Below are 21,754 nucleotides of genomic sequence, written 5' to 3'. Positions count from 1 at the left end.
CGTCGTCCTCAGGTGTTGCCGGGGGCGGTGCCGCGCTCCGGGGTGCCGTGGGGTGTTCGCACCCCGGAGCGCGGGCCCGTGGGCCGGTGGAGCCGCCGCTCAGGCGTCCGTGGCCGGGGATCGCCCGGCACGGCCGCGGCGGCGTACGGCGGCGGCCCCGCAGAGGGCCAGGGCGAGCAGCGCCCCGGCCCCGGCGGTCGTGGACACGGCGGTCAGGGCCGTGTCCGGCGAACCGGACGCCGTGCCGGCGAGCGCGGGGCTCCCGGCGGGGTCCGGCGCCTGGTCCACGGCCGGGCCGGAGACGGGGCCGGGGGCCGGTGCGGCCGCCGGGGCTCCCCCGGTGCCGGTGGCCGCGTCGGGCCCGTAGCCGCCGGCCTTGCCGGAGCGGGCGTATCCGGAGCCGGGCAGCTTGTCGCCGTACGCCTCCTGGACCCGGGTCCGGTAGGCGCTGAGCGCGGTGCCGCGGGCGCCCACGGCGGCCTTCGCGTCCTCGTCCAGCGGGAGCACCCGGGAGCCGTCGTGGACGTACCAGGCGTCGATCTGCGGTTCGCGGAACACGGTGCCGCCGGGGAGCGCGCGGGCCCCCTGTGCGGTGTAGCGGGCCTCGTCGTCGCCGGTGGCGATGTTCACCACCTGCCACCGGCCGCCCCCGTCCGTCCCGGGGACGGTCCACAGGGAGGCCTTCTGGCCGTCGGAGGAGACGGCGGTGCTGGCCAGGTAGTCCACGGTGCTCGGGGCGGCCCCGGGCTTTCCGGCGACGAAGGCGGCGGAGAGCGTGCGGACGGGAACGGTCCTCCCCTCGATCCTGGGTGCGCTCGCCGCCCTGCTGACCGCGCCCTCCCGGGCGAAGAACCGGGACAGGGTGTCCAGGGTCGCGGGTTCGGTGGCCGCCTCGTGGGCCGCTTCGAGGGTGGCGGCGGTCAGTTTCGGCGGGGCCGCCCGGCCGTCGTCGGCGAGGGCGGGAGCGGCGGCGGTGAACAGGGCGGCGCCGGTGAGGGCGGTGGCGACGGCGATGCGCCGGGTGGTGGAGTTCATGACCTCACGCCCCGATCCGGTAGAGCGAGTGGGTCCAGGAGAACTCGTTGTTGTTGACGTACCAGGCGTGCGAGGCCCAGTTGTAGCGGTCGCTGGAGGGCCACGGATCGCCCCAGTAGACCCAGCTGTTGGCGTCGTCGTACCCGTAGATGACGTGCATATGACCGCCGCCGGACGACCACTGGATGCGGGTCTCGATGGGGCGCTGGGCGGATATCTCCGCCTGTACGGTCGGGTAGCGCAGCCAGCCGGTTACGTAGCTGCCGGGCCTGACCCCGGCCCAGGACAGTCCGGTCTGGACGTTGCCGAGGGTGGCCTGCGAGTTGGGGCACTGCGAGTTCTGGCCGCGGTTGAAGGCGGCGTTGCAGAACTGGTTCTGCGAGTAGTTGCGGCCGAACCAGGTGGCGATGGTGTTGCCGCCGGCCGCCCAGCACCAGTTGCTCTGCTGTTGTGCCTGCATCGTGATGTCGAGCCGCTGGGCGGCGGCGACGGTGGAGCCCGCCGCCCCGTCCGGGGACTGGGCGGCGGTGGCGGTGCCCGCGGGGACGGCGAGCAGGACGGCGGCCAGGAGGGCGGTGAACGAGAACCTTCCGGGCCTGACTCTTCGGTTGCGCATGGCGTTCCTCCCAATGCGGGGGTGGGGATCGGAGGAGCGCGTCCGGACGCTGACGATGAGCATCCGGCGTTGTCCGGAGCAGGTCAACACGCTTCAATGCGAGGTGACATCACGGTGTGAACGGCACGGCGTCCGTGTGAACGGCCCCGTCCCGGTCACCTGCTCCCCCGCATCCCCCGGGGGCCGGTGTCGCCACTCCCCACGTGAACGTTCACCGGAGGCCCGCCATGCGGCAGACCGAGACCGAACTGGCGCAGGTACTGCGGACCGGACCGTTCCATCTGGCGTTGCGCACCGCTCTGTCGGTGCGCGGGCTGCCGCTCCAGCGGGTGCAGCACCATCTGGCGCACCGGGGCGTCAAACTCGGGGTGACCAGCCTCAGCTACTGGCAGCAGGGAGTGCGCCGCCCCCGGCGGGCCGAGTCACTGCGGGCCGTCGCCGCGCTCGAGGAGGTGCTCGCGCTGCCGGACGACTCACTGCTGCGGCTGCTGCGCGACGGTGACGCCCCGGCGGACGGGGACCGCCCGGCCGGGCGTTCATACCGGTCGCTCATGGAGGCGTCGGGCTCGGTGGAGCGGCTCCTGGCGGCGATGGAGTCACCCGTGGACGGTGGCCTGCACACCGTGGGGCACCAGGAGCGGGTACGGATCGGGGCGCGGCGCGAGCTGGCGGGCCGCACGTCGCAGCATGTGGTGCGCGCGCACCGGGACGGCGTCGACCGCTATCTCGCGGTCCACCGGGGCGACCCCGGCTGCGACCCGTCGCGGATCGCGGTGCGGGCCCTGGAGAACTGCCGGACGGGCCGGGTCCGCTGGGACCGGGATGCGGGGGTGCTGGTGGCGGAGCTGCTCTTCGACACCAGGTTGCGGTCCGGTGAGACGTACCTCTTCGGCTACGGCTTCGAGGACGGTACGGGCGGAACCGGCGGGGAGTATGTGCGCGGCTTCACCTTCGGGGGCGGGCAGTACGTGCTCCAGGTCGGCTTCGACGAGGCGGCGCTCCCGGTGCGGTGCCGCCGGTTCGCCCAGGCGTCGGCGGGGGCGGCGCGCGGGGCCCGCGTGGACCTCACGCTGACCGGCCGGCACCGGACCGTGCACCTGGTGGAGGAGAGCGTGCGGCCCGGTCTGATCGGGGTCGACTGGGACTGGGAGTGAGGCCTCCTCGCGGGGCTCAGGCGTCGGGGACGCGGTGTCGCGTCAGGCGTCGGGGACGCGGTGTCGCGTCAGGCGTCGGGGACGCGGTGCCGCGTCAGGCGTCGGGGACGCGGTGCCGCGTCACGCGTCGGGGCCCGCGACGAGCTTTCCGCCCTCGGCAGTGACCGGGACGGCGGGCAGCGGCACGGTGGCCGGGCCCTTCACCGGTTTGCCGGTGGTCATGTCGAAGCGGCTGCCGTGGCAGGGGCAGTGGCCCTCGGTGCCCTCGACCTTGTCCAGGACACAGCCGCCGTGGGTGCACTGGGCGCTGAACGCCTTGTACTCGCCCTTCGCCGGGCAGACGACGACCACGCGCTGCTCGCGGTAGAGCTTGGCCCCGCCGACGGGCACCTCGGAGGCGGCCCCGAGGTCGACGGGGGCGGTGGGGGTGGGGGTCTTGGCGTGGCCGAGCTTGGACTCGGTGGAGCAGGCGGCCGCTCCCAGCCCGGCGGCGCCGGCGAGCGCGGCGCCCTTCAGCACGGTACGGCGGGCGGCGGGCAGGCCGGGCATGCGGACTCCACGGGGTTGTTGTTCGGGGTGGTTCATGGTGGGGCTGGTTGTTCCGGGGTGGATCACGGCGGATCCGCGTCGCCGGACAGGGCGGGGCGGCAACGGCGGCCCCGCGTGCCGGTGACAGAACCGACGATACCGGCGGGGATCGGAAGCCCTGCGACCGGGCCGGAGCGCCTGTCCGGACGGGCGACGGCGGCCCCCTTCGTACGGTGGGGGCCGCCGTCGCCGACGTGGGCCTGTCGTCGAACTCCCGTCGTCGCCCGGAGGCCTGTCCGACCGTTCCCGTCGTGGCCCGCAGGGCGTCGTGAGGCGGGCGGGAAGGGGCGGACAGCCACGAGGGGCGAGCGGCTGCCTGGCCGGGCCGCCGCTCGGGACTCTCTCAGGCCTTGCTCAGGCCTTGCTCAGGCCTTGCGGGCGCGGGTGGCCTTCTTCGCTGCGGCCGTCTTCGTGACGGCCTTGGCCGTACCCGCCTTGGCGCCCGTGGCGGTCGCCTTGGTCACGGCGGCCTTCTTGGCCGCCGCGGCCGTCCTCTTCGCCGGGGCGGTCTTGCGGGCGGCCGCCTTGCGGGCCGTTCCCCGCCCGGAGGGCATCGCGGCCTCGCTGACGCGGTCCGCGTCCAGGACGCCCTGGAGGAACTTCCCGGTGTGGCTGGCGGGGACCGAGGCGACCTGCTCCGGAGTCCCCTCGGCGACCACCAGACCACCGCCGTTGCCGCCCTCGGGGCCCATGTCGACGACCCAGTCGGCGGTCTTGATGACATCGAGGTTGTGCTCGATGACGATGACCGTGTTGCCCTTGTCCACCAAGCCGGAGAGCACGGTGATCAGCTTGCTGATGTCCTCGAAGTGCAGACCGGTGGTCGGCTCGTCCAGGACGTAGACCGTGCGTCCGGTGGAGCGCTTCTGGAGCTCGCTCGCCAGCTTGACGCGCTGCGCCTCGCCGCCGGAGAGGGTCGGCGCGGACTGGCCGAGCCGCACATAGCCGAGGCCGACCTCGTTGAGCGTACGGAGGTGGCGGGCGATCGTGGGGACGGCCTCGAAGAAGTCCAGGCCCTCCTCGATCGGCATGTCCAGCACCTCGGCGATGGACTTGCCCTTGTAGTGGACCTCCAGGGTCTCCCGGTTGTAGCGCGCGCCGTGGCAGACCTCGCACGGGACGTACACGTCGGGCAGGAAGTTCATCTCGATCTTGATCGTGCCGTCGCCGGAGCAGTTCTCGCAGCGGCCGCCCTTGACGTTGAAGGAGAAGCGGCCCGGCAGGTAGCCGCGCACCTTCGCCTCCATCGTCTCGGCGAAGAGGCGGCGGACGTGGTCGAAGACTCCGGTGTACGTCGCCGGGTTGGACCGGGGGGTCCGGCCGATGGGCGACTGGTCGACGTGCACCACCTTGTCGACGAGGTCGTCGCCGTCGACCCGGGTGTGACGGCCGGGGACCGACTTGGCGCCGTTCAGCTCGCGGGCCAGATGGGTGTAGAGGATGTCGTTGACCAGCGTCGACTTCCCGGACCCGGAGACGCCCGTGACGGCGGTGAGGACGCCGAGCGGGAAGGAGACGTCGATGTCGTGGAGGTTGTTCTCCCGGGCGCCGTGCACGGTGAGACGGCGGGCCGGGTCGACCGGGCGACGGATGTCGGGGGTCGCGATGGACCGCTTGCCGGACAGATACTGGCCGGTGATGGACTCCTTGTTGGCCAGGAGCTCCTTGAGCGAGCCGGAGTGGACGACCTTGCCGCCGTGCTCACCCGCGCCGGGGCCGATGTCGACGACCCAGTCGGCGACCTTGATGGTGTCCTCGTCGTGCTCGACGACGATGAGCGTGTTGCCCATGTCGCGGAGCCGCACCAGGGTCTCGATGAGCCGGTGGTTGTCGCGCTGGTGCAGGCCGATGGACGGCTCGTCCAGGACGTACAGCACGCCGACCAGGCCGGAGCCGATCTGGGTCGCCAGCCGGATGCGCTGGGCCTCGCCGCCGGACAGGGTGCCGGCCGCGCGGTTCAGCGACAGATAGTCCAGGCCGACGTCGACGAGGAACCTCAGCCGCTCGTTGACCTCCTTGAGCACCCGCTCGGCGATCTTCTTGTCGCGGGCGTTCAGCTTGAGGCGGCCGAGGAACTCGGCGCACTCGCTGATCGACATCGCGGCGACCTCCGCGATGGACTTCTCCATCACCGTCACCGCGAGCACGATCGGCTTCAGCCGGGTGCCCTCGCAGGTGGGGCAGGGCACCTCGCGCATGTAGCCCTCGAACCGCTCCCGGCTGGAGTCGCTCTCGGCCTCGGTGTGGCGCCTCTTGACGAACTGCACCGCGCCCTCGAAGGCGGGGGTGGTGTAGGCGCGCTCGCGCCCGTAGCGGTTGCGGTAGCGGACCTCGGTCTGGATCTTGTGGCCGAAGAGCAGGGCCTTCTTGGCCCGCTGCGGCAGCCCGGCCCAGGGGATGTCCGTACGGAAGCCGAGGGCTTCGGAGAGCGCGCCGATGAGGCGGCCGAAGTACTCCTTGGTGTGGCCGTGGGACCACGGATGGATCGCGCCCTCGTCGAGGGACTTCTCCTCGTCCGGGACGATCAGCTCCGGGTCGACCTCCATGCGCGTGCCGATGCCGGTGCAGTCGGGGCAGGCGCCGAAGGGTGAGTTGAAGGAGAAGGAGCGCGGCTCCAGCTCCTCGAAGGAGAGGTCGTCGTACGGGCAGTAGAGGTGCTCGGAGAACATCCGCTCGCGCTCGGGGTCGTCCTCGGGGAGGTCGACGAAGTCGAGCACGACCATGCCGCCGGAGAGACCGAGCGCCGTCTCGACGGAGTCGGTCAGCCGGCGCTTGGCGCTGTCTTTGACGGTGAGGCGGTCGACGACCACCTCGATGGTGTGCTTCTCCTGCTTCTTGAGCGTGGGCGGCTCGGCGAGCTGGATGGTGGCGCCGTCGACCCTGGCCCGGCTGTAGCCCTTGGTCTGGAGGTCGGCGAAGAGGTCGACGAACTCGCCCTTGCGCTCGCGCACCAGCGGCGAGAGGACCTGGAAGCGGCTGCCCTCCGGCAGGCCGAGGACCTTGTCCACGATGGCCTGCGGCGACTGGCGGGAGATGGGGCGACGGCACTCGGGGCAGTGCGGCTTGCCGATCCTGGCGAAGAGCAGCCGGAGGTAGTCGTAGACCTCGGTGATGGTGCCGACCGTCGAGCGCGGATTGCGCGAGGTCGACTTCTGGTCGATGGAGACGGCCGGCGAGAGACCTTCGATGAAGTCGACGTCCGGCTTGTCCATCTGGCCGAGGAACTGCCGGGCGTACGAGGAGAGCGACTCGACGTAGCGACGCTGCCCCTCGGCGAAGATCGTGTCGAACGCGAGGGACGACTTGCCCGACCCGGAGAGCCCGGTGAAGACGATGAGGGAGTCGCGGGGCAGGTCGAGCGAGACGTTCTTCAGATTGTGCTCGCGCGCGCCACGGACGATGAGACGGTCGGCCACGCCGGTCCGCACCTTTCTAGAGAGAAGCGGGGGAACTGAGCCCCTCTCCCAGGGTATGGGGGGCGCCACAGCGGTGTAAGAAGCTTTCGATTCCGAGCGTATAGCACGCACATTCGATTTACGGCCACGCTCTGACTCCTTCACCCGAATGAGTGGCGGAGCTAGGCTCGGCCGCATGATTGATCATGCGCACGACCTGGGAGCTGTACGCGAAGCGACCGAACGACTGCTCGACGCAGTCGGCAAACTGGACAACGCCGCTGTCGCCGAGCCGTCACGGCTGCCCGGATGGAGTCGGGGCCATGTTCTGGCCCACCTGTCACGTAACGCCGACGCGATCCGAAATGTTCTCCGGGGACTCCCGATGTACGCGAGCAGCGAAACCCGGGACGCCGACATCGCCGACGGCGCCCCCCGCCCGGCGGCCGAGCAGCTGACCGACCTGCGGGAGAGCGCGGACGGCTTCCTGGCGGGCGCCGCCGAACCCGCCGACTGGTCCCGTACGGTCACCCTGCGCAACGGGGTGACGGACTCCGCGGCCCGGGTGCCCTTCCGGCGCTGGGTCGAGGTGGAGCTGCACCACGTCGACCTGGACGTCGGCTACGAGCTGGAGGACCTGCCCGCGGAGTTCGTTTCGCGGGAGATCGCCTTCCTGGCCGAGCGCTTCCTGGGTAACCAGGAGGTGCCCGCCACGGCGCTGACCGACCTGGACGGCCGCACCTGGAGCACCGGCGGCGGCCCGCCGAGCGCCCTGGTGACGGTGCAGGGGCCCGCCGCCGAGCTGCTGGGCTGGCTCTGCGGCCGCCGTGACGGCGCCGCCCTCACCGTGGCCGGGGGCCCCCTGCCCGCGCTGCCCCCGCTATAGGCTGAGCCGTATGACGTACAGCGGAGCGGTGAAGGTCGGCGGACCGGCGAGCGTGCACGAACTGACGGATCTGATGATCTCCAAGGTCGCCGTCGGCGAGATGAACAACAACGCCTATCTGCTGCGCTGCCGGGCGACCGGCGAACAGCTGCTGATCGACGCGGCCGCCGAGCCGGAGACGCTGCTGGCGCTGATCGGTGACGACGGGATCGCCTCCGTCGTCACCACGCACCAGCACGGGGACCACTGGCAGGCACTGGCCCAGGTGGTCGGGGCCACCGGCGCCCGGACGTACGCGGGCCGCTACGACGCCGAGGGCATCCCGGTCCCGACCGATGTCCTGGTCGAGGACGGCGACACGATCACCGTCGGTCGTGTCGTGCTGACCGCCCGCCATCTGGTCGGTCACACCCCGGGCTCCATCGCCCTGGTCTACGACGACCCGCACGGCGCTCCGCATCTGTTCACCGGGGACTGCCTCTTCCCCGGCGGGGTGGGGAACACGAACAAGAACCCCGAGGCGTTCGCGAGCCTTCTGCGCGACGTCGAGACGAAGCTGTTCGACCGGCTGCCCGACGAGACGTGGGTCTACCCGGGCCACGGGCACGACACGACGCTCGGCGACGAGCGGCCCCAGCTGCCCGAGTGGCGCGCCCGCGGCTGGTAGGCCGCGGGCGCCTCTCCGGCGCGTGTCCCTCGTACGCATACGCAGCAGCGGCCGGGGCGGACGGCTTTCGCCGTACCGCCCCGGCCGCTGCCGGTGTGTCCCTGGGCCGCCCGGGGCGGCCCCGGGTCAGCTGTTGATGCTCTTGCTCTCCTCGTCGGACGGGCCGGCGGTCTCCGCCTTCGCGTCGTCCTTCTCCGCCTCTGCCGCCGCCTGCTTCTTGCTGGCGATGAGGCTGGTGATCGTGGTGATCACCAGGACGCCGCAGATGACGGCGAGCGAGAACGGGATGGAGACGACGGGCACGTGCACGCCGCTCTCGTGCAGGGCGTGCAGCACCAGCTTGACGCCGATGAAGCCGAGAATCACCGACAGGCCGTAGCTGAGGTGGACCAGCTTCTTCAGCAGACCGCCGATGAGGAAGTACAGCTGCCGCAGACCCATCAGCGCGAACGCGTTGGCCGTGAAGACGATGTACGGATCCTGGGTCAGGCCGAAGATCGCCGGGATCGAGTCCACCGCGAACAGCACATCGGTCATACCGATGGCCAGCATGACCACCATCAGCGGGGTCATGATGCGCTTGCCGTTGACCCGGATGAAGAGCTTCGTGCCGTGGTACTTGTCGGCGACACCGAAGCGGTGCTCGATCGACTTCAGGAGACGGTTCTCCTCGAAGTCGTCCTCCTCCTCGTCGGCCCGCGCCTCCTGGATGAGCTTCCAGGCGGTGTAGATCAGGAACGCGCCGAAGATGTAGAACACCCACGAGAAGTTCGCGATCACGGCGGCGCCGGCGGCGATGAAGATCGCGCGGAGCACCAGGGCGATCAGCACACCGATCAGCAGCACGCGCTGCTGGAGCTGCGAGGGCACCGCGAACTTCGCCATGATCAGGACGAAGACGAAGAGGTTGTCGACGCTCAGCGACTTCTCGGTGATGAATCCTGCGAAGAACTCGCCGGATGCCTGGCTCTCACCGACGACCGCGAGCCCGGCCCCGAAGAGCACGGCCAGCGCGATCCAGACGATGGTCCAGATTCCGGCTTCCTTGGTCGACACGTCATGGGGCTTGCGCCCGATGAAGAAGTCGACGGCGATAAGGGTTGACAGACCAACGATGGTCAGGACCCATACGGTCCATGAAACGTCCACTGCGCCTCCGGCAGTTCGCTACGGCTACTTATCAGCGTCGTCGCTGCCGGAGGTCTCTTCCACCCTTGCACGCGCTGTGCGTGCCTGGACCGGCGCCCCGGGACCGATAACGGTCCGTATTGACGGGACGTCGCGTAAGGAGTACTCCCCTCCGTTCCCCAAACAGTACAGGCATCACCAAGTAAAGGTAAAGAAAAGGGTAAAGGAATCGTCAAAAACGCAGGTCGTGGCCCTCTGCTCGATCAACTGCCGGCCCCTCGGCGAGCCGCTGCCACCGCCGCGAGCACCTGTTCCAGGACGCGGCTGCCCGGCGGGACCGCCAACGGCTCGTACGTCCAGGCATGCCCGACCCACGGATCGGCGAGGTGGTTGTCGGCTACCGGGGTGATCCGCAGGAGCGAACGCCACAGCGGGTCGAGCACCGGCCCGTACGCACTGGCCTCCTCCCGGTCCGCGACCATCAGGAGGTGCACCCCGACCGCGGGGCCCTCGTCGGCGAGATAGCGGAGCTGGGTGACGGCCCGGTCGTCGAAGCCGTGCGGGAAGTCGTTGACCACCAGGAGCTGCTCACCGGTGTCCAGATCGGGCGGGAGCGCATCGGACGCCCCGGCCCGCACCGCCATCTGCACCAGGTCCACCCGCCGGGTGAGGTGGGCGAGGACCGAGGCCACTCCCCCGGATCCGGCGGCGGGCGGTCCGGCGAGGACGCCCGCCTCGACCAGCGGCGCGAGCGGGCCGGCCGCGGCGCCCGCCGGGTCGATGACGTGCACCGAGAACTCACCGGGCGGATACACCGCGAGCAGCCGCGCCGCGTGGGCGACCGCGGTCTCCATGGCGAGCCGGCGCAGCCGGTCCGTGTCCATCAGGGCGGCCGCCTCGGACGCCGTCCGTCCGCTGTCCACCCAGATCCCGCGCTCCAGCGGCAGCCGGACGAGCAGCGGGATGCGCAGGTCGGGGCGCTCGGGCAGGTGGAGGTCGCCGATGCGCAGGGCCATCGGTACCTCCATCGGGACGCGGTGGGCGTGCCAGACGGGGTTGCCCCAGCCCGCGTACGCGGCCGGGAGCGCGGGCTCGACGACGGCCGCCTCGGCGGCCAGCTGGGCCAGATCGCGGTCGAGTGCCTCCCGGGCCCGGGAGGTCAGCTCGTCGTGCTTGGCGCGGGCCGCTTCGCGGGCACGGTCGCCCGCGCCCCCGATCCGGTTGCGCGGGTCGGACAGGGACCGGTCGAGCTCCTGGTCCATCCGGGACTCGGCGAAGTCCACGGCGCTGCGGTAGGCGGCGACGGCGCGGGCCAGGTCCTCGAACATGCCCCAGATCTGGTTGTAGAGGCGCTCGTCCATCGACCAGCCGGTGGCGTCCCCGGCGACCGGCTGCGCGGCCTGTCCGGGCTGGGCCGGAGGCGTGGTGGGCGGGGGCGACGGGGGCGCGGCGTGCCGGCGGCGTGGGTGTGCGTAGTTGATGGGGCCGTCGGCGGGTCCCGCTGCGGCCGGGCCCGGCGCGGTGTGCGGCTGGGGGGTGGTGGCCGGGTCGGTCAGCGGCTCGGGGGGCTCCGGGGCCGGGGGCGGCGTGGGCGGGCGGTGGTCCGCGGAGCCCGTCGCGTGCCGCACGCGGTCGCCTTCCTGGGTCCGGGGCGGCGGCGCCACCGAGCGGGCCATGCCCCGGGTGACGGCCTCCTGAATGGATCCGGCCAGTCCGGTCGCCTCGGCCACGCCCTGGTCGGCGAGCATCTCGGCGAGCCCGCCGGCGTATCCCTGTCCCACGGCTCGGACCTTCCAGGCGTCCTGGCGGCGGTAGAGCTCCACGGCGCTGACCGCGGACTCGGCGTCCAGGCCGGTGAGCGTGAAGGTGGCGATCTCGGCGCCGTCGAGCCCGGTGACGGCGACGAAGGGGGCGGGGACGGCGCCGAACCGCGCAGGGCCGCCCGCTCCGACGGGAAGCGCGAGCAGCACGGTGACCCGGTGGGCGCCGGCGGGCAGGGCCTCCAGGTCGACGGCGAGGCGGTGATCGGCCGCCGCCTGCTGGGAGACCTCAAGACCGGGGAGCTGGGGCGAGCCGGGGTGGGCGATCCACTCGACGCCGCGCACCGTGCCCCGTTCGTCGCCGAGGGTGGCCCCGGCCACGACGGGCGCGCCCGCCGATACCCGGATCTCCAGACGGGTCTGGGGCAAGGTGTGGTTCTGCCCCCGGACCAGTTCGGCCGTCATTGCCCTGTCCCCCTCGACGACGGCCCGCGCGTCAACGGGCGCGGTGCCGTGCGGTGCCGTGTTCTGCTGTTCCGTGTATGACCGTGTACGTGCGTGCCGTGCCCGGCCGTGAACGTGCGTGCCGTGCCCTGCTGTCTCTGCCGTGCTGTCCGTGCGGGTTGTCCGTGCGTACCGCCGTGTGGGGCAGCTCCCGGCGGCGGGTGCCTCCGGGAGCTGCTCCTGGCCGCGCCGGTGCGGGCCGTGCCGGAACGGTGAGGGTCCTACAGGTGCGGGAGGATCGACGGCATCAGGTCCTGGAAGGTGCGGCCGTTGGCCGGGTTCCCGAGGGCTGTCATCTGCCATCCGCTGCCCGCGCGGTGCACCTTCGCCATGATCTGGGCGGTGTACTGGCCGCCGCCGTCGAGCGTGTACCGGGCGAGCTCCTGGCCGTTGGTCTCGTCGACGATGCGGCAGAAGGCGTGTCGGACCTCCTGAAACGTCTGCCCGGTGAAGGAGTTCACCGTGAAGACGATCTGGTCGATGTGGACCGGGACGCGCTGGAGGTCGACGAGGATCGCCTCGTCGTCGCCGCCGGAGCCGGCGCCGCCGACCAGGTTGTCACCGGTGTGCTTGACCGAGCCGTCATCGCTGACGAGGTGGCGGAAGAACACGACGTCGACCGGCTGCTTGTCGGCGAAGAGCACCGCCGAGGCGTCCAGGTCGACCTCGCGGGTGCGTGAACCGAACAGGCCACGGCGCGGAGCCGCCTGCCAGCCGAGCCCCATCCGTACCGCGGTCAGGGTCCCCCCGTCGCTCTTCTGCAGGCTGATGGCCTGACCCTTGGTCATATTGACCGTCACGCGCTGTCCCCTCTCGGCATTGCCCCGCAACCATCCGTGTGCGGTTTCCCCGCACCCTACGCATTCCACCCCGGGCGACAGCAGGCTCGGCCCGTTTTTGTGTCGCTCTTGCAACACACCCGGCGCGGCCTGATCGGCGCATCGGAAACGACACCTGAGCCGCACCGGAAACCGCACGGGAATCCGCGCTGAAACCGGTGCGGGACCGGCACGCGTCAGCAGCGATCCCGCGCCCGCCGGGTCACCGGGCCGCCGGGTCACCGGGCCGCCGGGATCAGGCGAGGCCCGCCTCCTTCATCTGGCGCAGTTCCTTCTTCAGTTCACCGACCTCGTCGCGCAGCCGGGCGGCCACCTCGAACTGCAGGTCCGCGGCCGCGGCCCGCATCCGCTCGGTCATCTCCTCGATGATCCCGGCCAGTTCGGTGGCGGGCCGGTCGCTGAGCACCGCGCCGGGCGAGGCCGCCCTGCCCTTCGCCCCACCCTTGGCCGCCTTGCCACCGAGTGCGGGCACCGGTGCCTTGGCCTCCTTGCCCTGCCGGTAGCCGGTGCCGAGCAGCTGCTCGGTGTCGACCTCCTCGCGGGCGATGGTCGCGACGATGTCGTTGATCTTCTTGCGCAGCGGCTGTGGGTCGATGCCGCGCTCGGTGTTGTACGCGACCTGCTTCTCGCGGCGGCGGTTCGTCTCGTCGATCGCCTGCGCCATGGCCGGAGTGATCTTGTCGGCGTACATGTGGACCTGGCCGGAGACGTTACGGGCGGCACGGCCGATGGTCTGGATGAGCGAGGTGCCGGAGCGCAGGAAGCCCTGCTTGTCGGCGTCGAGGATGGCCACGAGGGACACCTCGGGAAGGTCGAGGCCCTCGCGCAGGAGGTTGATGCCGACCAGCACGTCGTACTCGCCGGAGCGCAGCTCGCGCAGCAGCTCGATGCGGCGCAGGGTGTCGACGTCGCTGTGCAGGTAGCGGACCTGGATGCCGAGCTCCAGGAAGTAGTCGGTGAGGTCCTCCGACATCTTCTTGGTGAGCGTGGTGACCAGGACCCGCTCGTCGCGCTCGACGCGCTTGCGGATCTCGTGGACCAGGTCGTCGATCTGGCCCTCGGTGGGCTTGACCACGACCTCGGGGTCGACGAGGCCGGTGGGGCGGATGATCTGCTCGACGAAACCGTCGCCGCGCGAGAGCTCGTACTTTCCCGGGGTGGCGGAGAGGTACACCGTCTGGTCGATCCGCTTCAGGAACTCCTCCCACTTCAGCGGCCGGTTGTCCATCGCGGACGGCAGCCGGAAGCCGTGGTCGACGAGGGTCCGCTTGCGGGAGGCGTCCCCCTCGTACATCGCGCCGATCTGCGGGACCGTGACGTGGGACTCGTCCAGGACGAGCAGGAAGTCGTCCGGGAAGTAGTCGAGGAGGGTGTTGGGGGCGGTGCCGGGCGCGCGGTCGTCGAAGTGCATCGAGTAGTTCTCGACGCCGGAGCAGGTGCCGATCTGGTGGAGCATCTCGATGTCGTACGTGGTGCGCATGCGCAGGCGCTGGGCCTCCAGCATCTTGCCCTGCTTCTCCAGGTCGGCCAGGCGCTGCTCCAGCTCCTGCTCGATGCCGCTGACGGCCTTCTGCAGACGCTCGGGCCCGGCGACGTAGTGGCTGGCGGGGAAGACGTGGACCATGGGGTCCTCGCTGATGATCTCGCCGGTCAGCGGGTGCAGCGTGGACAGGGCCTCGATCTCGTCGCCGAACATCTCGATCCGGACGGCGAGCTCCTCGTAGACCGGGAAGATCTCGATGGTGTCGCCCCGGACGCGGAAGGTGCCGCGGGTGAACGCCAGGTCGTTGCGGCTGTACTGCATCTCGACGAAACGGCGCAGCAGCTGGTCGCGGTCGATCTCCTCGCCGACCTTGAGCCGGACCATGCGGTCCACGTACTCCTGGGGTGTGCCGAGGCCGTAGATGCAGGAGACGGAGGCGACCACGACGACGTCGCGCCGGGTGAGCAGCGAATTCGTCGCCGAGTGGCGCAGCCGCTCGACCTCCTCGTTGATGGAGGAGTCCTTCTCGATGTAGGTGTCCGACTGCGGGACGTACGCCTCGGGCTGGTAGTAGTCGTAGTACGAGACGAAATACTCCACCGCGTTGTTCGGGAGGAGCTCGCGGAACTCGTTGGCCAGCTGGGCGGCGAGGGTCTTGTTCGGCGCCATCACCAGAGTGGGGCGCTGCAGCTTCTCGATCATCCAGGCGGTGGTCGCCGACTTGCCGGTGCCGGTCGCGCCGAGCAGGACGACGTCCTTCTCGTCCGCGCGAATGCGCCGCTCCAGCTCGGCGATGGCTGCCGGCTGGTCGCCGCTGGGCTGGTAGGGACTGACGACCTCGAAGGGCGCCACCGAACGTTCGATCTTGGAAACGGGCCGCATGCATCCACCGTACGGCCCGCCACTGACAACGGCCCGGATCAGCGGTACCGGGCGCCTCCCGCCCCGTCCCGGGCGACGCTCCGCGGGCGCTGCCCGCCCCGCGGGTCCGGACCGGGCCCGCGGGGCGTCACGGCCTTGGGGTCGGACATGAGCACCACGGCGGCGAGGAGGAGGAAGCAGCCGGGGCCTGCCAGCATCGGGCCGATCATCTCGGCGGGCCGGTCGCCGGGCAGGACGTCGGTCAGGTCGGAGGGCAGGGTGGGCGGCAGGTGCAGGTGCACGTCGAGCGCGGCCATGCCGGTGTAGTGCATCCCGGTCACCGCGACGGCCATCAGGATGCTCGCGCCGAGGCCGGAGCGGGCTCCCCGGAGGGTGACGGCGGCCCACAGGGCCCCCGTGGCGGCGATTCCGGCGATCAGCACCGAGAGGACCACGAGGGGCGTGTCGTACGCGAACCGCGCGTCCATGCGCATGCCCGCCATGCCGAGATAGTGCATCGAGGCGATGCCGAGGCCGGTGATGGTGCCTCCCGTGATCAACGCCATGCAGGTCGCGCCCCGGTAGCCGACAATGAAGATGCCGATGCCGACCATCACCACGGCAATGGCCAGGCCTGCGAAGGTGAGGGGTTTGTCGTAGGAGATCGGCGTCTCCTGGACGGTGAAGCCCGTCATCGCGACGAAGTGCATGGTCCACACCCCGGACCCGATGGACAGCGAACCCAGCGCCAGCCAGCCGGCCCGCCAGGAGCGTGCCGCGTGAAAGGACCGGGTGGTGCAGCGGAGTCCGAGGGCGGCTCCCAGAGCGGCCATGAGGAAAGCCGCGACCGGAGTCACCAAGCCGTAGGTGAATCCGTCGACTGTTCCTTGCATGCGCGCACGCCCTTCGAAAAAGCCCGGGGTCGAGGAGGGTCCTTAAGGGGCGAGTCCCGGCAGGCAGACAAAGAAAGCACATTTTATCGGCATGGCCGCGGGGTGTGCTCCGGCGGTGGCCCCGGGATCGAAGGTTCCGTTCATTTCGCGGCCATCGCCGCCCCGCCGGGCGTTGGCGGGCCGCTGTCACTCTCTGCGTGTCCGCACACTCCCGACGTGAGGAGTCCCCGTGTTCGTCCGCACCGCCACCGCCTCCACCACGGCCGCCGCCCTGCTCGGCGCCGGCGCCCTGCTGCTGCCCGCCGACCGGCCCGAGGCTCCGGAGCGGCAGGGGCAGGACGCCCCGGTCGTCGTGGCCCACCGGGGGGCGTCGGGCTACGCGCCGGAGAACACCCTCGCCGCCGTCGACGCCGCCGACGCGCTCGGCATCGAATGGGTCGAGAACGACGTCCACCGCACCCGCGACGGCGAACTCGTCGTGCTCCACGACACCGACCTGAAGCGCACGACGGATGTCGAGCAGGTCTTTCCCGACCGTGCGCCGTGGGCGGTCAAGGACTTCACCGCGGCGGAGGTGGCGAAGCTCGACGCGGGCAGCTGGTTCGGAGCGCGGTTCACCGGGGCCCGGGTGCCGACGCTCACCCAGTTCCTGCACCGCGTGGAGCGCAACCGGCAGAAGCTGCTGCTGGAGATCAAGAGCCCGGCGACCTACCCGGGCATCGAGCGGGACATCATCCGGGTCCTGGGGCGGTCGGGGTGGCTGGACCGCTCCCACGTACGGAGCCGGCTGGTCATCCAGAGCTTCGGCGCCGACAGCGTGAAGAAGGTGCACAGCCTGCGCCCCGACATCACGACCGGCTTCCTGGGCACACCCGCGGTGGCCGACCTGCCCTCGTACGCGGCGTTCACCGATCAGATCAACCCCTCGTACGCGACGATCGGCGCCGACTACGTGGCGGCCGTCCAGCGGCTCAAGGGCCCGCACGGCAAGCGTCTGCGGGTGAACACGTGGACGGTCAACAAGGCGGCGGACGCGGTGAAGGCCCGTGACCACGGGGTCGACGGCATCATCACCAATTTCCCCGACGTGGTGCGCGACGCGACGAGCTGACGCGGCAGGGGGCGGGCCCGCCGGCTTCCGACCACCGTACGGCCCGCCGCTGTCGGCGGGCCGTACGGTGGTCGGCATGAACAGCTACGGGACCGGTGACGGTCCGGCCGTCGAGTGGGCCGTCGTGGACAGCGGCATCGGCCCGCTGATGCTCGCCGCGACCGGGTCCGGTCTGGTGAGTGTGTCCTTCCACGCCCGCCCCGCCGTGCGGGACGGGGTCCTCGACCGGTTGCGGACCCGTTTCGGCACGAAGCCGGTGGAGGCGCCCGGTTCCGCGCGGCTCGCCGGGCCCATACGTGCTCTCGCCGCGTACTTCGCGGGCGAGCGGCACGATTTTGACCTCGATCTGGACTGGTCGCTCACCTCCGGGTTCCACCGTGAGGTGCTCCGTGAGCTGGCGTCCGGGGTGCCCTACGGGACGGTCGTCGGCTACGGGGAGCTGGCCGCGCGGGTCGGCCGGCCGGAGGGGGCGCAGGCGGTGGGCGCGGCCATGGGGGCCAACCCGCTGCCGGTGGTGGTGCCGTGTCACCGGGTGGTGGAGAGCGACGGAGGCCTGGGCGGGTTCGGCGGCGGTCTGGAGACCAAGCGGCAGCTGCTGGCGCTGGAGGGGGTCCTGCCGGAGCCGCTGTTCTAGGGCCTGGGACTGGGCGTGTTTCGTCAGTCCCGCCTGCTCGGCGACAGGCCCTTGGCCGCTCGTTCGGATTGCCGGCCTCGCGGGTTCCGTTTCATCCGGACGACAGCCCCTGAGCCTCTCCGGTCGATCAGCGTCAGGATTCGTTCACCCGCCCGGGTGCACGGCGGCGGCCGAGCGGTGACACACTGCGCCGGTGACGCGACCCCTCTCCCCCTCCCAGGTCACGGCCGCCGGCATACCCGCTCTCCAGCGCCGGACGTCGGCCGTGCTCATCGTCAGCCAGATACTCGGCGGCCTCGGCGTGGCCGTCGGCATCGCCCTGGCTCCGATACTGGCCGCCGAGGTGAGCGGTTCGGAGGCGCTGTCCGGGCTGGCGCCGACCGCGTCCGTCGTCGGCACGGCGCTGCTGTCGCTGCCGCTGGCCGCCCTGATGACCACCCGGGGCCGCAGGTCCGGCCTGGCGCTCGCCTATCTGATCGGGGCGCTGGGCGGCGGCCTGGTGGTCCTCGCCACGATGCTGCCCAGCTTCCCGCTGCTGCTGCTCGGTATGGCCGCGTTCGGCGCGGGATCCCTGGCCGGTCTCCAGGCCCGGTTCGCGGCGGCCGACCTGGTGGGGCCGGAGCGGCGGGGGCGGGCGATCTCCGTCGTCGTCTGGGCCACCACGATCGGCTCGGTCGTGGGCCCCAACATCTCCGCCCCGGCGAGCCGACTGTTCCGCGGTACGCCGGTGCCCGAGGCCGCCGGGCCGTATCTGTGCTCGGCCGTCGTGTTCCTGCTCGCCGGAGCGGTCGTGGCGCTGGCCCTGCGCCCGGATCCGCTCCTCACCGCCCGCGCCCTGGCTCCGGAGGGCCCGGCGGGACCGCCGAAGCGTTCCCTGCGCGCCGGGATCGAGGCCGTGCGGGAGTCACCGATGGCGCGGCTCGCCCTGCTGACGGTCACCGTGTCGCACACCGCCATGGTGTCGATCATGGTCATGACCCCGGTCGACCTGGGCCGGCACGGCGCCGGACTCCAGCTGATCGGGCTCGTCATCAGCGGGCACATCGCGGGCATGTACGCGTTCTCACCGGTGATGGGCTGGCTGGCCGACCGGTTCGGCCGGCTCGCCGTGATCGGACTGGCCGTCGGACTGCTGAGCTGCGCCGCGCTGCTCGCGGGCACCGCCGGACCCCGGCACGGGCAGACCGCCGCGGGCCTGTTCCTGCTGGGCCTCGGCTGGTCGGCGGGGATGATCGCCGGTTCGGCGCTGCTCACCGACGCGGTGCCGCGGTCGGCCCAGGCCGCGGTGCAGGGGCTGTCGGACCTGACCATGAACGCGGCGGCGGCGGTCGGCGGGGCGGCGGCCGGGGTGATCGTCGCCCAGTGGGGATACGGCCTCCTCAACGCGATCGGCGCGGCGCTGCTGCTGCCGGTCGCCGCGCTCGCCCTGCACCGGAGCCTGCGGCGGCCGGGGGCGGTCAGCGGCTGACACGCCACCGGACCGCGTCCACGGTCGCGACCGGACGCTTCGGGCGAGACCGGGCGAGACCGGGCGCAACCGCCACGACTACCGCAACTGCCGTCGGGGCGACCGCAGTTATCACCCACAGCCCTCAGAGGCTGATGTGGTACGCCTTGCGGAGCGTCTCGTGAACCGTCCAGGTCGTCCGGTCGCCCTCGCGCAGGACACAGGCGTCTCCCGGGCCGATCTCCAGTGTCGCCCCGCCCTCGACCTCGACCGTCGCCCGTCCGCTGACGACCACGAACAGCTCGTTCGCCTCGGTGTCGGTGACCACACCGGGGGTGATCTGCCAGATCCCCCGGAGCTGCTTGCCGTCGGCCGATTCCCCCAGCACCTTGCCCGTCACCACGGGATCGCCCGAGACGATCTGCGCCGGATCGAGGGGTTCCGGTACGAGTTCGGCGTCCGGGATGTGCACGGCGAAGGAGGCGGGGACCTGGTCGTTTGTCGTCATGGCCGGTCATCTTAGACCGACCGGCAATTGGGGGGCGGCGTCGCGGGGCTGGGCACGCACACCTGCCGCGTTGTCGTCAATCACCATGGCTCCTTCCCCAAGCTCTCGGCTCCGCTCGAGCAGGGGAGACCCCATCTGCCTCAATCCTCCGCCTTGCAGCTGCACGCACCCAGCCCCGCTCCTTCTCCCACCCCCCAATTGCCGGTCGGTCTTAGCGACCGCTTCCGGCCAACCCGCGGCCAGGACCCGCCCCAGGAGGCCCGTCGGTGGTTTGCGCCCCTCCCGGCCGCGACATGGATGGGGCATGCCTCAGAACCCACCGGACCGGCGTCCCGCTCCGCGCGAGAACCCTGGGACGAACGCCTACGAACCCGTCCTCTCGGCGGAGGTGCGGGCCGCTCTGAGCGCCGGTCGGCCCGTCGTGGCGCTGGAGTCGACGATCATCGCGCACGGACTGCCGCGCCCCCGCAACCTGTCCGTGGCCCAGGAGCTTGAGGGGCTCGTCCGGTCCGCGGGCGCCGTCCCGGCCACCGTCGCCGTGCTGGACGGGCGGGCCCATGTCGGGCTGGGCCAGGACCAGTTGGAGCGGGTCGCCGGGGACCCTGCGGTACGCAAGCTCGGGCACCGCGATCTCGCCCCGGCGCTCGCCGCCGGGGCGAGCGGGGCGACGACGGTGTCCGCGACGGCGTTCCTGGCGGCGCGGGCGGGCCTCGGCGTCTTCGCGACGGGCGGGCTCGGCGGCGTACACCGGGAGTGGGCCGAGAACCAGGACGAGTCGGCCGATCTGCGGCTGCTCGCCCGCACCGGGATCACCGTGGTCTGCGCGGGGGTGAAGTCGATCCTCGACGTCCCGGCGACCCTCCAGCGGCTGGAGACCCTCGGCGTCTGTGTCGTCGGCTACGGCACCGGGCACTTCCCCGGCTTCTACCTGAGCAACTCCGGCGAACCCGTCGACTGGACGGTGCACAGCCCGGAGGAGGTGGTGGAGGTGATCCGGGCGAAGGAGGCGCTGGGCGGCCCGGCAGCCGCGCTGATCGTCGCCAACCCTGTGGCGGAAAGGGATCAGTTGGATCCGGCACTGCACGACCGGGTGCTGGCGGAGGCGTTGGACGCGTGCCGGGAGCGGGGCGTCTCGGGGCAGGGCGTGACTCCGTTCCTGCTGGACCAGCTGATGCGGCGGACCGGGGGCGCGTCGCTGGAGGCGAACCTGGCAGCCGTCCGCGGAAACGTGACGCTCGCGGCGCGGATCGCCGTGGCGGCGGCGGGCGCCCGGTGAACCGTCCGGCGGCGGGCGGTGGGCTGCTGGTGGTGGGGGACGTGGTCACGGACGTGGTGGCACGGTACGGATCGGCGCTCGCCCACGGTACGGACACGGCGGCCCGGATCCGGACGCTGCCGGGCGGCGCGGGGGCCAACGTCGCCTGCTGGGCGGTGCGTTCGGGGTGCACGGACGTGCGGCTGCTGGCCAGGGCGGGTGCGGAGTCGGCCGGCTGGCACCGGGAGGAGCTGGAGCGGGCGGGGGTGCGGGCGTTCCTGGCGGTGGACGACGCGTTCCCGACGGCGACCGTCATCGCCCTGGTCGACGCGGCGGCGGAGCGCACGTTCCTGACCGACGGCGGGGCGGTGCTGCGGCTCGCCGTCGAGGACTTCGTGCCCACGATGCTCGACGGTGTCGGGCGGCTGCACCTCTCCGGCTATCTCCTGTTCGCCGCGGTGAGCCGGGCCGCCGCCCTCCTCGCCCTGCGCACCGCCGTGGAGCGGGGCGTTCCGGTGAGCGTGGACCCGGCGTCGGCCGGGTTCCTCGGCGAGCTGGGGCCCCAGCGGTTCCTGGAGTTCGCGGAGGGTGCGGAGCTGCTGCTGCCGAACGCGGACGAGGCCCGCCTGCTCACCGGGCTGCCCGGACCGGAGGCCGCGGCGGCCGAGTTGAGCCGGTGGTTCCCGCGCGTCGTCGTCACCCTGGGCGCGCGCGGAGCCGTGGTGGCCGCCGGGGGCGAGGTCGTCGGCCGCGTCCCCGCCCCGCCGGTGCGCGAGCCGGTCGACTCGACGGGAGCGGGCGACGCGTTCACCGGCGGGTTCCTCGCGGCGCTGCTGGCCGGGGCCGACGACCTGGCCGCGGCGGCCGAGGGCTGCCGGGCGGGGGCGGTGGCCGTGGCCACGGTGGGCGGCCGGCCGCCGGTCCGGTAGCCCTCGGCCGCCGGGGCGGTGTGACGGGCGGGGAGGGGCCGGTGTGACGGCCGGCGCCGGG

At 72.0% G+C, this 21,754-nt stretch carries 18 protein-coding genes; 8 read left to right on the top strand and 10 right to left on the bottom strand.

All coding sequences use genetic code 11. From position 1 onward, the window contains the following. Positions 1-99: 99 nt before the first annotated feature. Together D581_RS0112845 and D581_RS0112840 are read right to left on the bottom strand one after the other, a co-directional pair. Entirely contained in the window at positions 100-1,035 is a 936-nt protein-coding gene (locus D581_RS0112845) for a hypothetical protein (protein WP_018957623.1), read from the bottom strand. Between the two features lie 4 nt (positions 1,036-1,039). Next, on the bottom strand, positions 1,040-1,651 hold the full coding sequence (locus D581_RS0112840) for a papain-like cysteine protease family protein (RefSeq protein WP_018957622.1): 612 nt from the start codon (positions 1,649-1,651) through the stop codon (positions 1,040-1,042). A gap of 227 nt (positions 1,652-1,878) precedes the next feature. Between D581_RS0112840 and D581_RS0112835 the strand changes: the two genes are divergently transcribed. Further along, positions 1,879-2,805 (top strand): hypothetical protein, encoded by a 927-nt coding sequence (locus D581_RS0112835; RefSeq protein ID WP_018957621.1) that lies wholly within the window; start codon positions 1,879-1,881, stop codon positions 2,803-2,805. Between the two features lie 120 nt (positions 2,806-2,925). Here D581_RS0112835 and D581_RS0112830 read toward each other — a convergent pair whose 3' ends face one another. Together D581_RS0112830 and uvrA are read right to left on the bottom strand one after the other, a co-directional pair. Further along, positions 2,926-3,354: a Rieske (2Fe-2S) protein gene (locus D581_RS0112830; RefSeq protein ID WP_018957620.1), complete on the bottom strand. Its 429-nt coding sequence runs from the start codon at positions 3,352-3,354 to the stop codon at positions 2,926-2,928. A gap of 404 nt (positions 3,355-3,758) precedes the next feature. Then, a complete protein-coding gene (gene uvrA / locus D581_RS0112825) occupies positions 3,759-6,809 on the bottom strand; it encodes an excinuclease ABC subunit UvrA (RefSeq protein WP_018957619.1) in 3,051 nt (1,016 codons plus the stop codon). Positions 6,810-6,984: 175 nt separating this feature from the next. Here uvrA and D581_RS0112820 point away from each other — a divergent pair, with 175 nt between their 5' ends. Continuing rightward, a complete protein-coding gene (locus D581_RS0112820; protein WP_026290466.1) occupies positions 6,985-7,674 on the top strand; it encodes a maleylpyruvate isomerase family mycothiol-dependent enzyme in 690 nt (229 codons plus the stop codon). 10 nt (positions 7,675-7,684) lie between these two features. After that, the gene (locus tag D581_RS0112815) at positions 7,685-8,341 is read left to right on the top strand and encodes an MBL fold metallo-hydrolase (RefSeq protein WP_018957617.1); all 657 of its coding nucleotides are present in this window, start codon (positions 7,685-7,687) and stop codon (positions 8,339-8,341) included. Between the two features lie 126 nt (positions 8,342-8,467). Here D581_RS0112815 and D581_RS0112810 read toward each other — a convergent pair whose 3' ends face one another. From D581_RS0112810 to D581_RS0112790, 5 genes are all read right to left on the bottom strand, one after another. Next, positions 8,468-9,490, bottom strand: a complete 1,023-nt coding sequence (locus D581_RS0112810; RefSeq protein WP_018957616.1) for a TerC family protein — start codon at positions 9,488-9,490, stop codon at positions 8,468-8,470. Between the two features lie 242 nt (positions 9,491-9,732). Continuing rightward, the gene (locus D581_RS0112805; RefSeq protein ID WP_018957615.1) at positions 9,733-11,694 is read right to left on the bottom strand and encodes a TerD family protein; all 1,962 of its coding nucleotides are present in this window, start codon (positions 11,692-11,694) and stop codon (positions 9,733-9,735) included. Positions 11,695-11,954: 260 nt separating this feature from the next. Beyond that, positions 11,955-12,533 (bottom strand): TerD family protein, encoded by a 579-nt coding sequence (locus D581_RS0112800; protein ID WP_026290465.1) that lies wholly within the window; start codon positions 12,531-12,533, stop codon positions 11,955-11,957. A gap of 274 nt (positions 12,534-12,807) precedes the next feature. Then, positions 12,808-14,937, bottom strand: a complete 2,130-nt coding sequence (gene uvrB, locus D581_RS0112795) for an excinuclease ABC subunit UvrB (RefSeq protein WP_018957613.1) — start codon at positions 14,935-14,937, stop codon at positions 12,808-12,810. 38 nt (positions 14,938-14,975) lie between these two features. Then, positions 14,976-15,809, bottom strand: coding sequence for an MHYT domain-containing protein (locus D581_RS0112790; RefSeq protein WP_026290464.1), 834 nt, complete (start codon positions 15,807-15,809; stop codon positions 14,976-14,978). 229 nt (positions 15,810-16,038) lie between these two features. On the opposite strand from D581_RS0112790, the gene D581_RS0112785 reads away from it, so the two are divergent. The 3 genes from D581_RS0112785 to D581_RS0112775 all read left to right on the top strand — a co-directional run bounded on the left by D581_RS0112785 (position 16,039) and on the right by D581_RS0112775 (position 19,022). Continuing rightward, positions 16,039-16,920 carry a glycerophosphodiester phosphodiesterase family protein gene (locus D581_RS0112785; RefSeq protein ID WP_018957611.1) on the top strand — a complete coding sequence of 294 codons (882 nt, stop codon included), beginning with the start codon at positions 16,039-16,041 and terminating at the stop codon, positions 16,918-16,920. A gap of 76 nt (positions 16,921-16,996) precedes the next feature. Further along, the gene (locus tag D581_RS0112780; protein WP_018957610.1) at positions 16,997-17,554 is read left to right on the top strand and encodes a methylated-DNA--[protein]-cysteine S-methyltransferase; all 558 of its coding nucleotides are present in this window, start codon (positions 16,997-16,999) and stop codon (positions 17,552-17,554) included. 265 nt (positions 17,555-17,819) lie between these two features. Beyond that, the gene (locus D581_RS0112775) at positions 17,820-19,022 is read left to right on the top strand and encodes an MFS transporter (protein WP_018957609.1); all 1,203 of its coding nucleotides are present in this window, start codon (positions 17,820-17,822) and stop codon (positions 19,020-19,022) included. Positions 19,023-19,146: 124 nt separating this feature from the next. Here D581_RS0112775 and D581_RS0112770 read toward each other — a convergent pair whose 3' ends face one another. Next, on the bottom strand, positions 19,147-19,509 hold the full coding sequence (locus D581_RS0112770) for a cupin domain-containing protein (protein WP_018957608.1): 363 nt from the start codon (positions 19,507-19,509) through the stop codon (positions 19,147-19,149). Positions 19,510-19,813: 304 nt separating this feature from the next. Here D581_RS0112770 and D581_RS0112765 point away from each other — a divergent pair, with 304 nt between their 5' ends. Both D581_RS0112765 and D581_RS0112760 read left to right on the top strand, forming a co-directional pair. Beyond that, positions 19,814-20,785 (top strand): pseudouridine-5'-phosphate glycosidase, encoded by a 972-nt coding sequence (locus tag D581_RS0112765; protein WP_018957607.1) that lies wholly within the window; start codon positions 19,814-19,816, stop codon positions 20,783-20,785. Next, on the top strand, positions 20,782-21,693 hold the full coding sequence (locus tag D581_RS0112760; RefSeq protein WP_018957606.1) for a PfkB family carbohydrate kinase: 912 nt from the start codon (positions 20,782-20,784) through the stop codon (positions 21,691-21,693). The genes D581_RS0112765 and D581_RS0112760 overlap by 4 nt, the downstream gene beginning before the upstream one ends. Positions 21,694-21,754: the final 61 nt, after the last annotated feature.

It is taken from the genome of Streptomyces sp. CNB091 (assembly GCF_000377965.1).
Note: the sequence above shows the minus strand (reverse complement) of the source record. Positions and strands in the feature narration are given on the sequence as shown.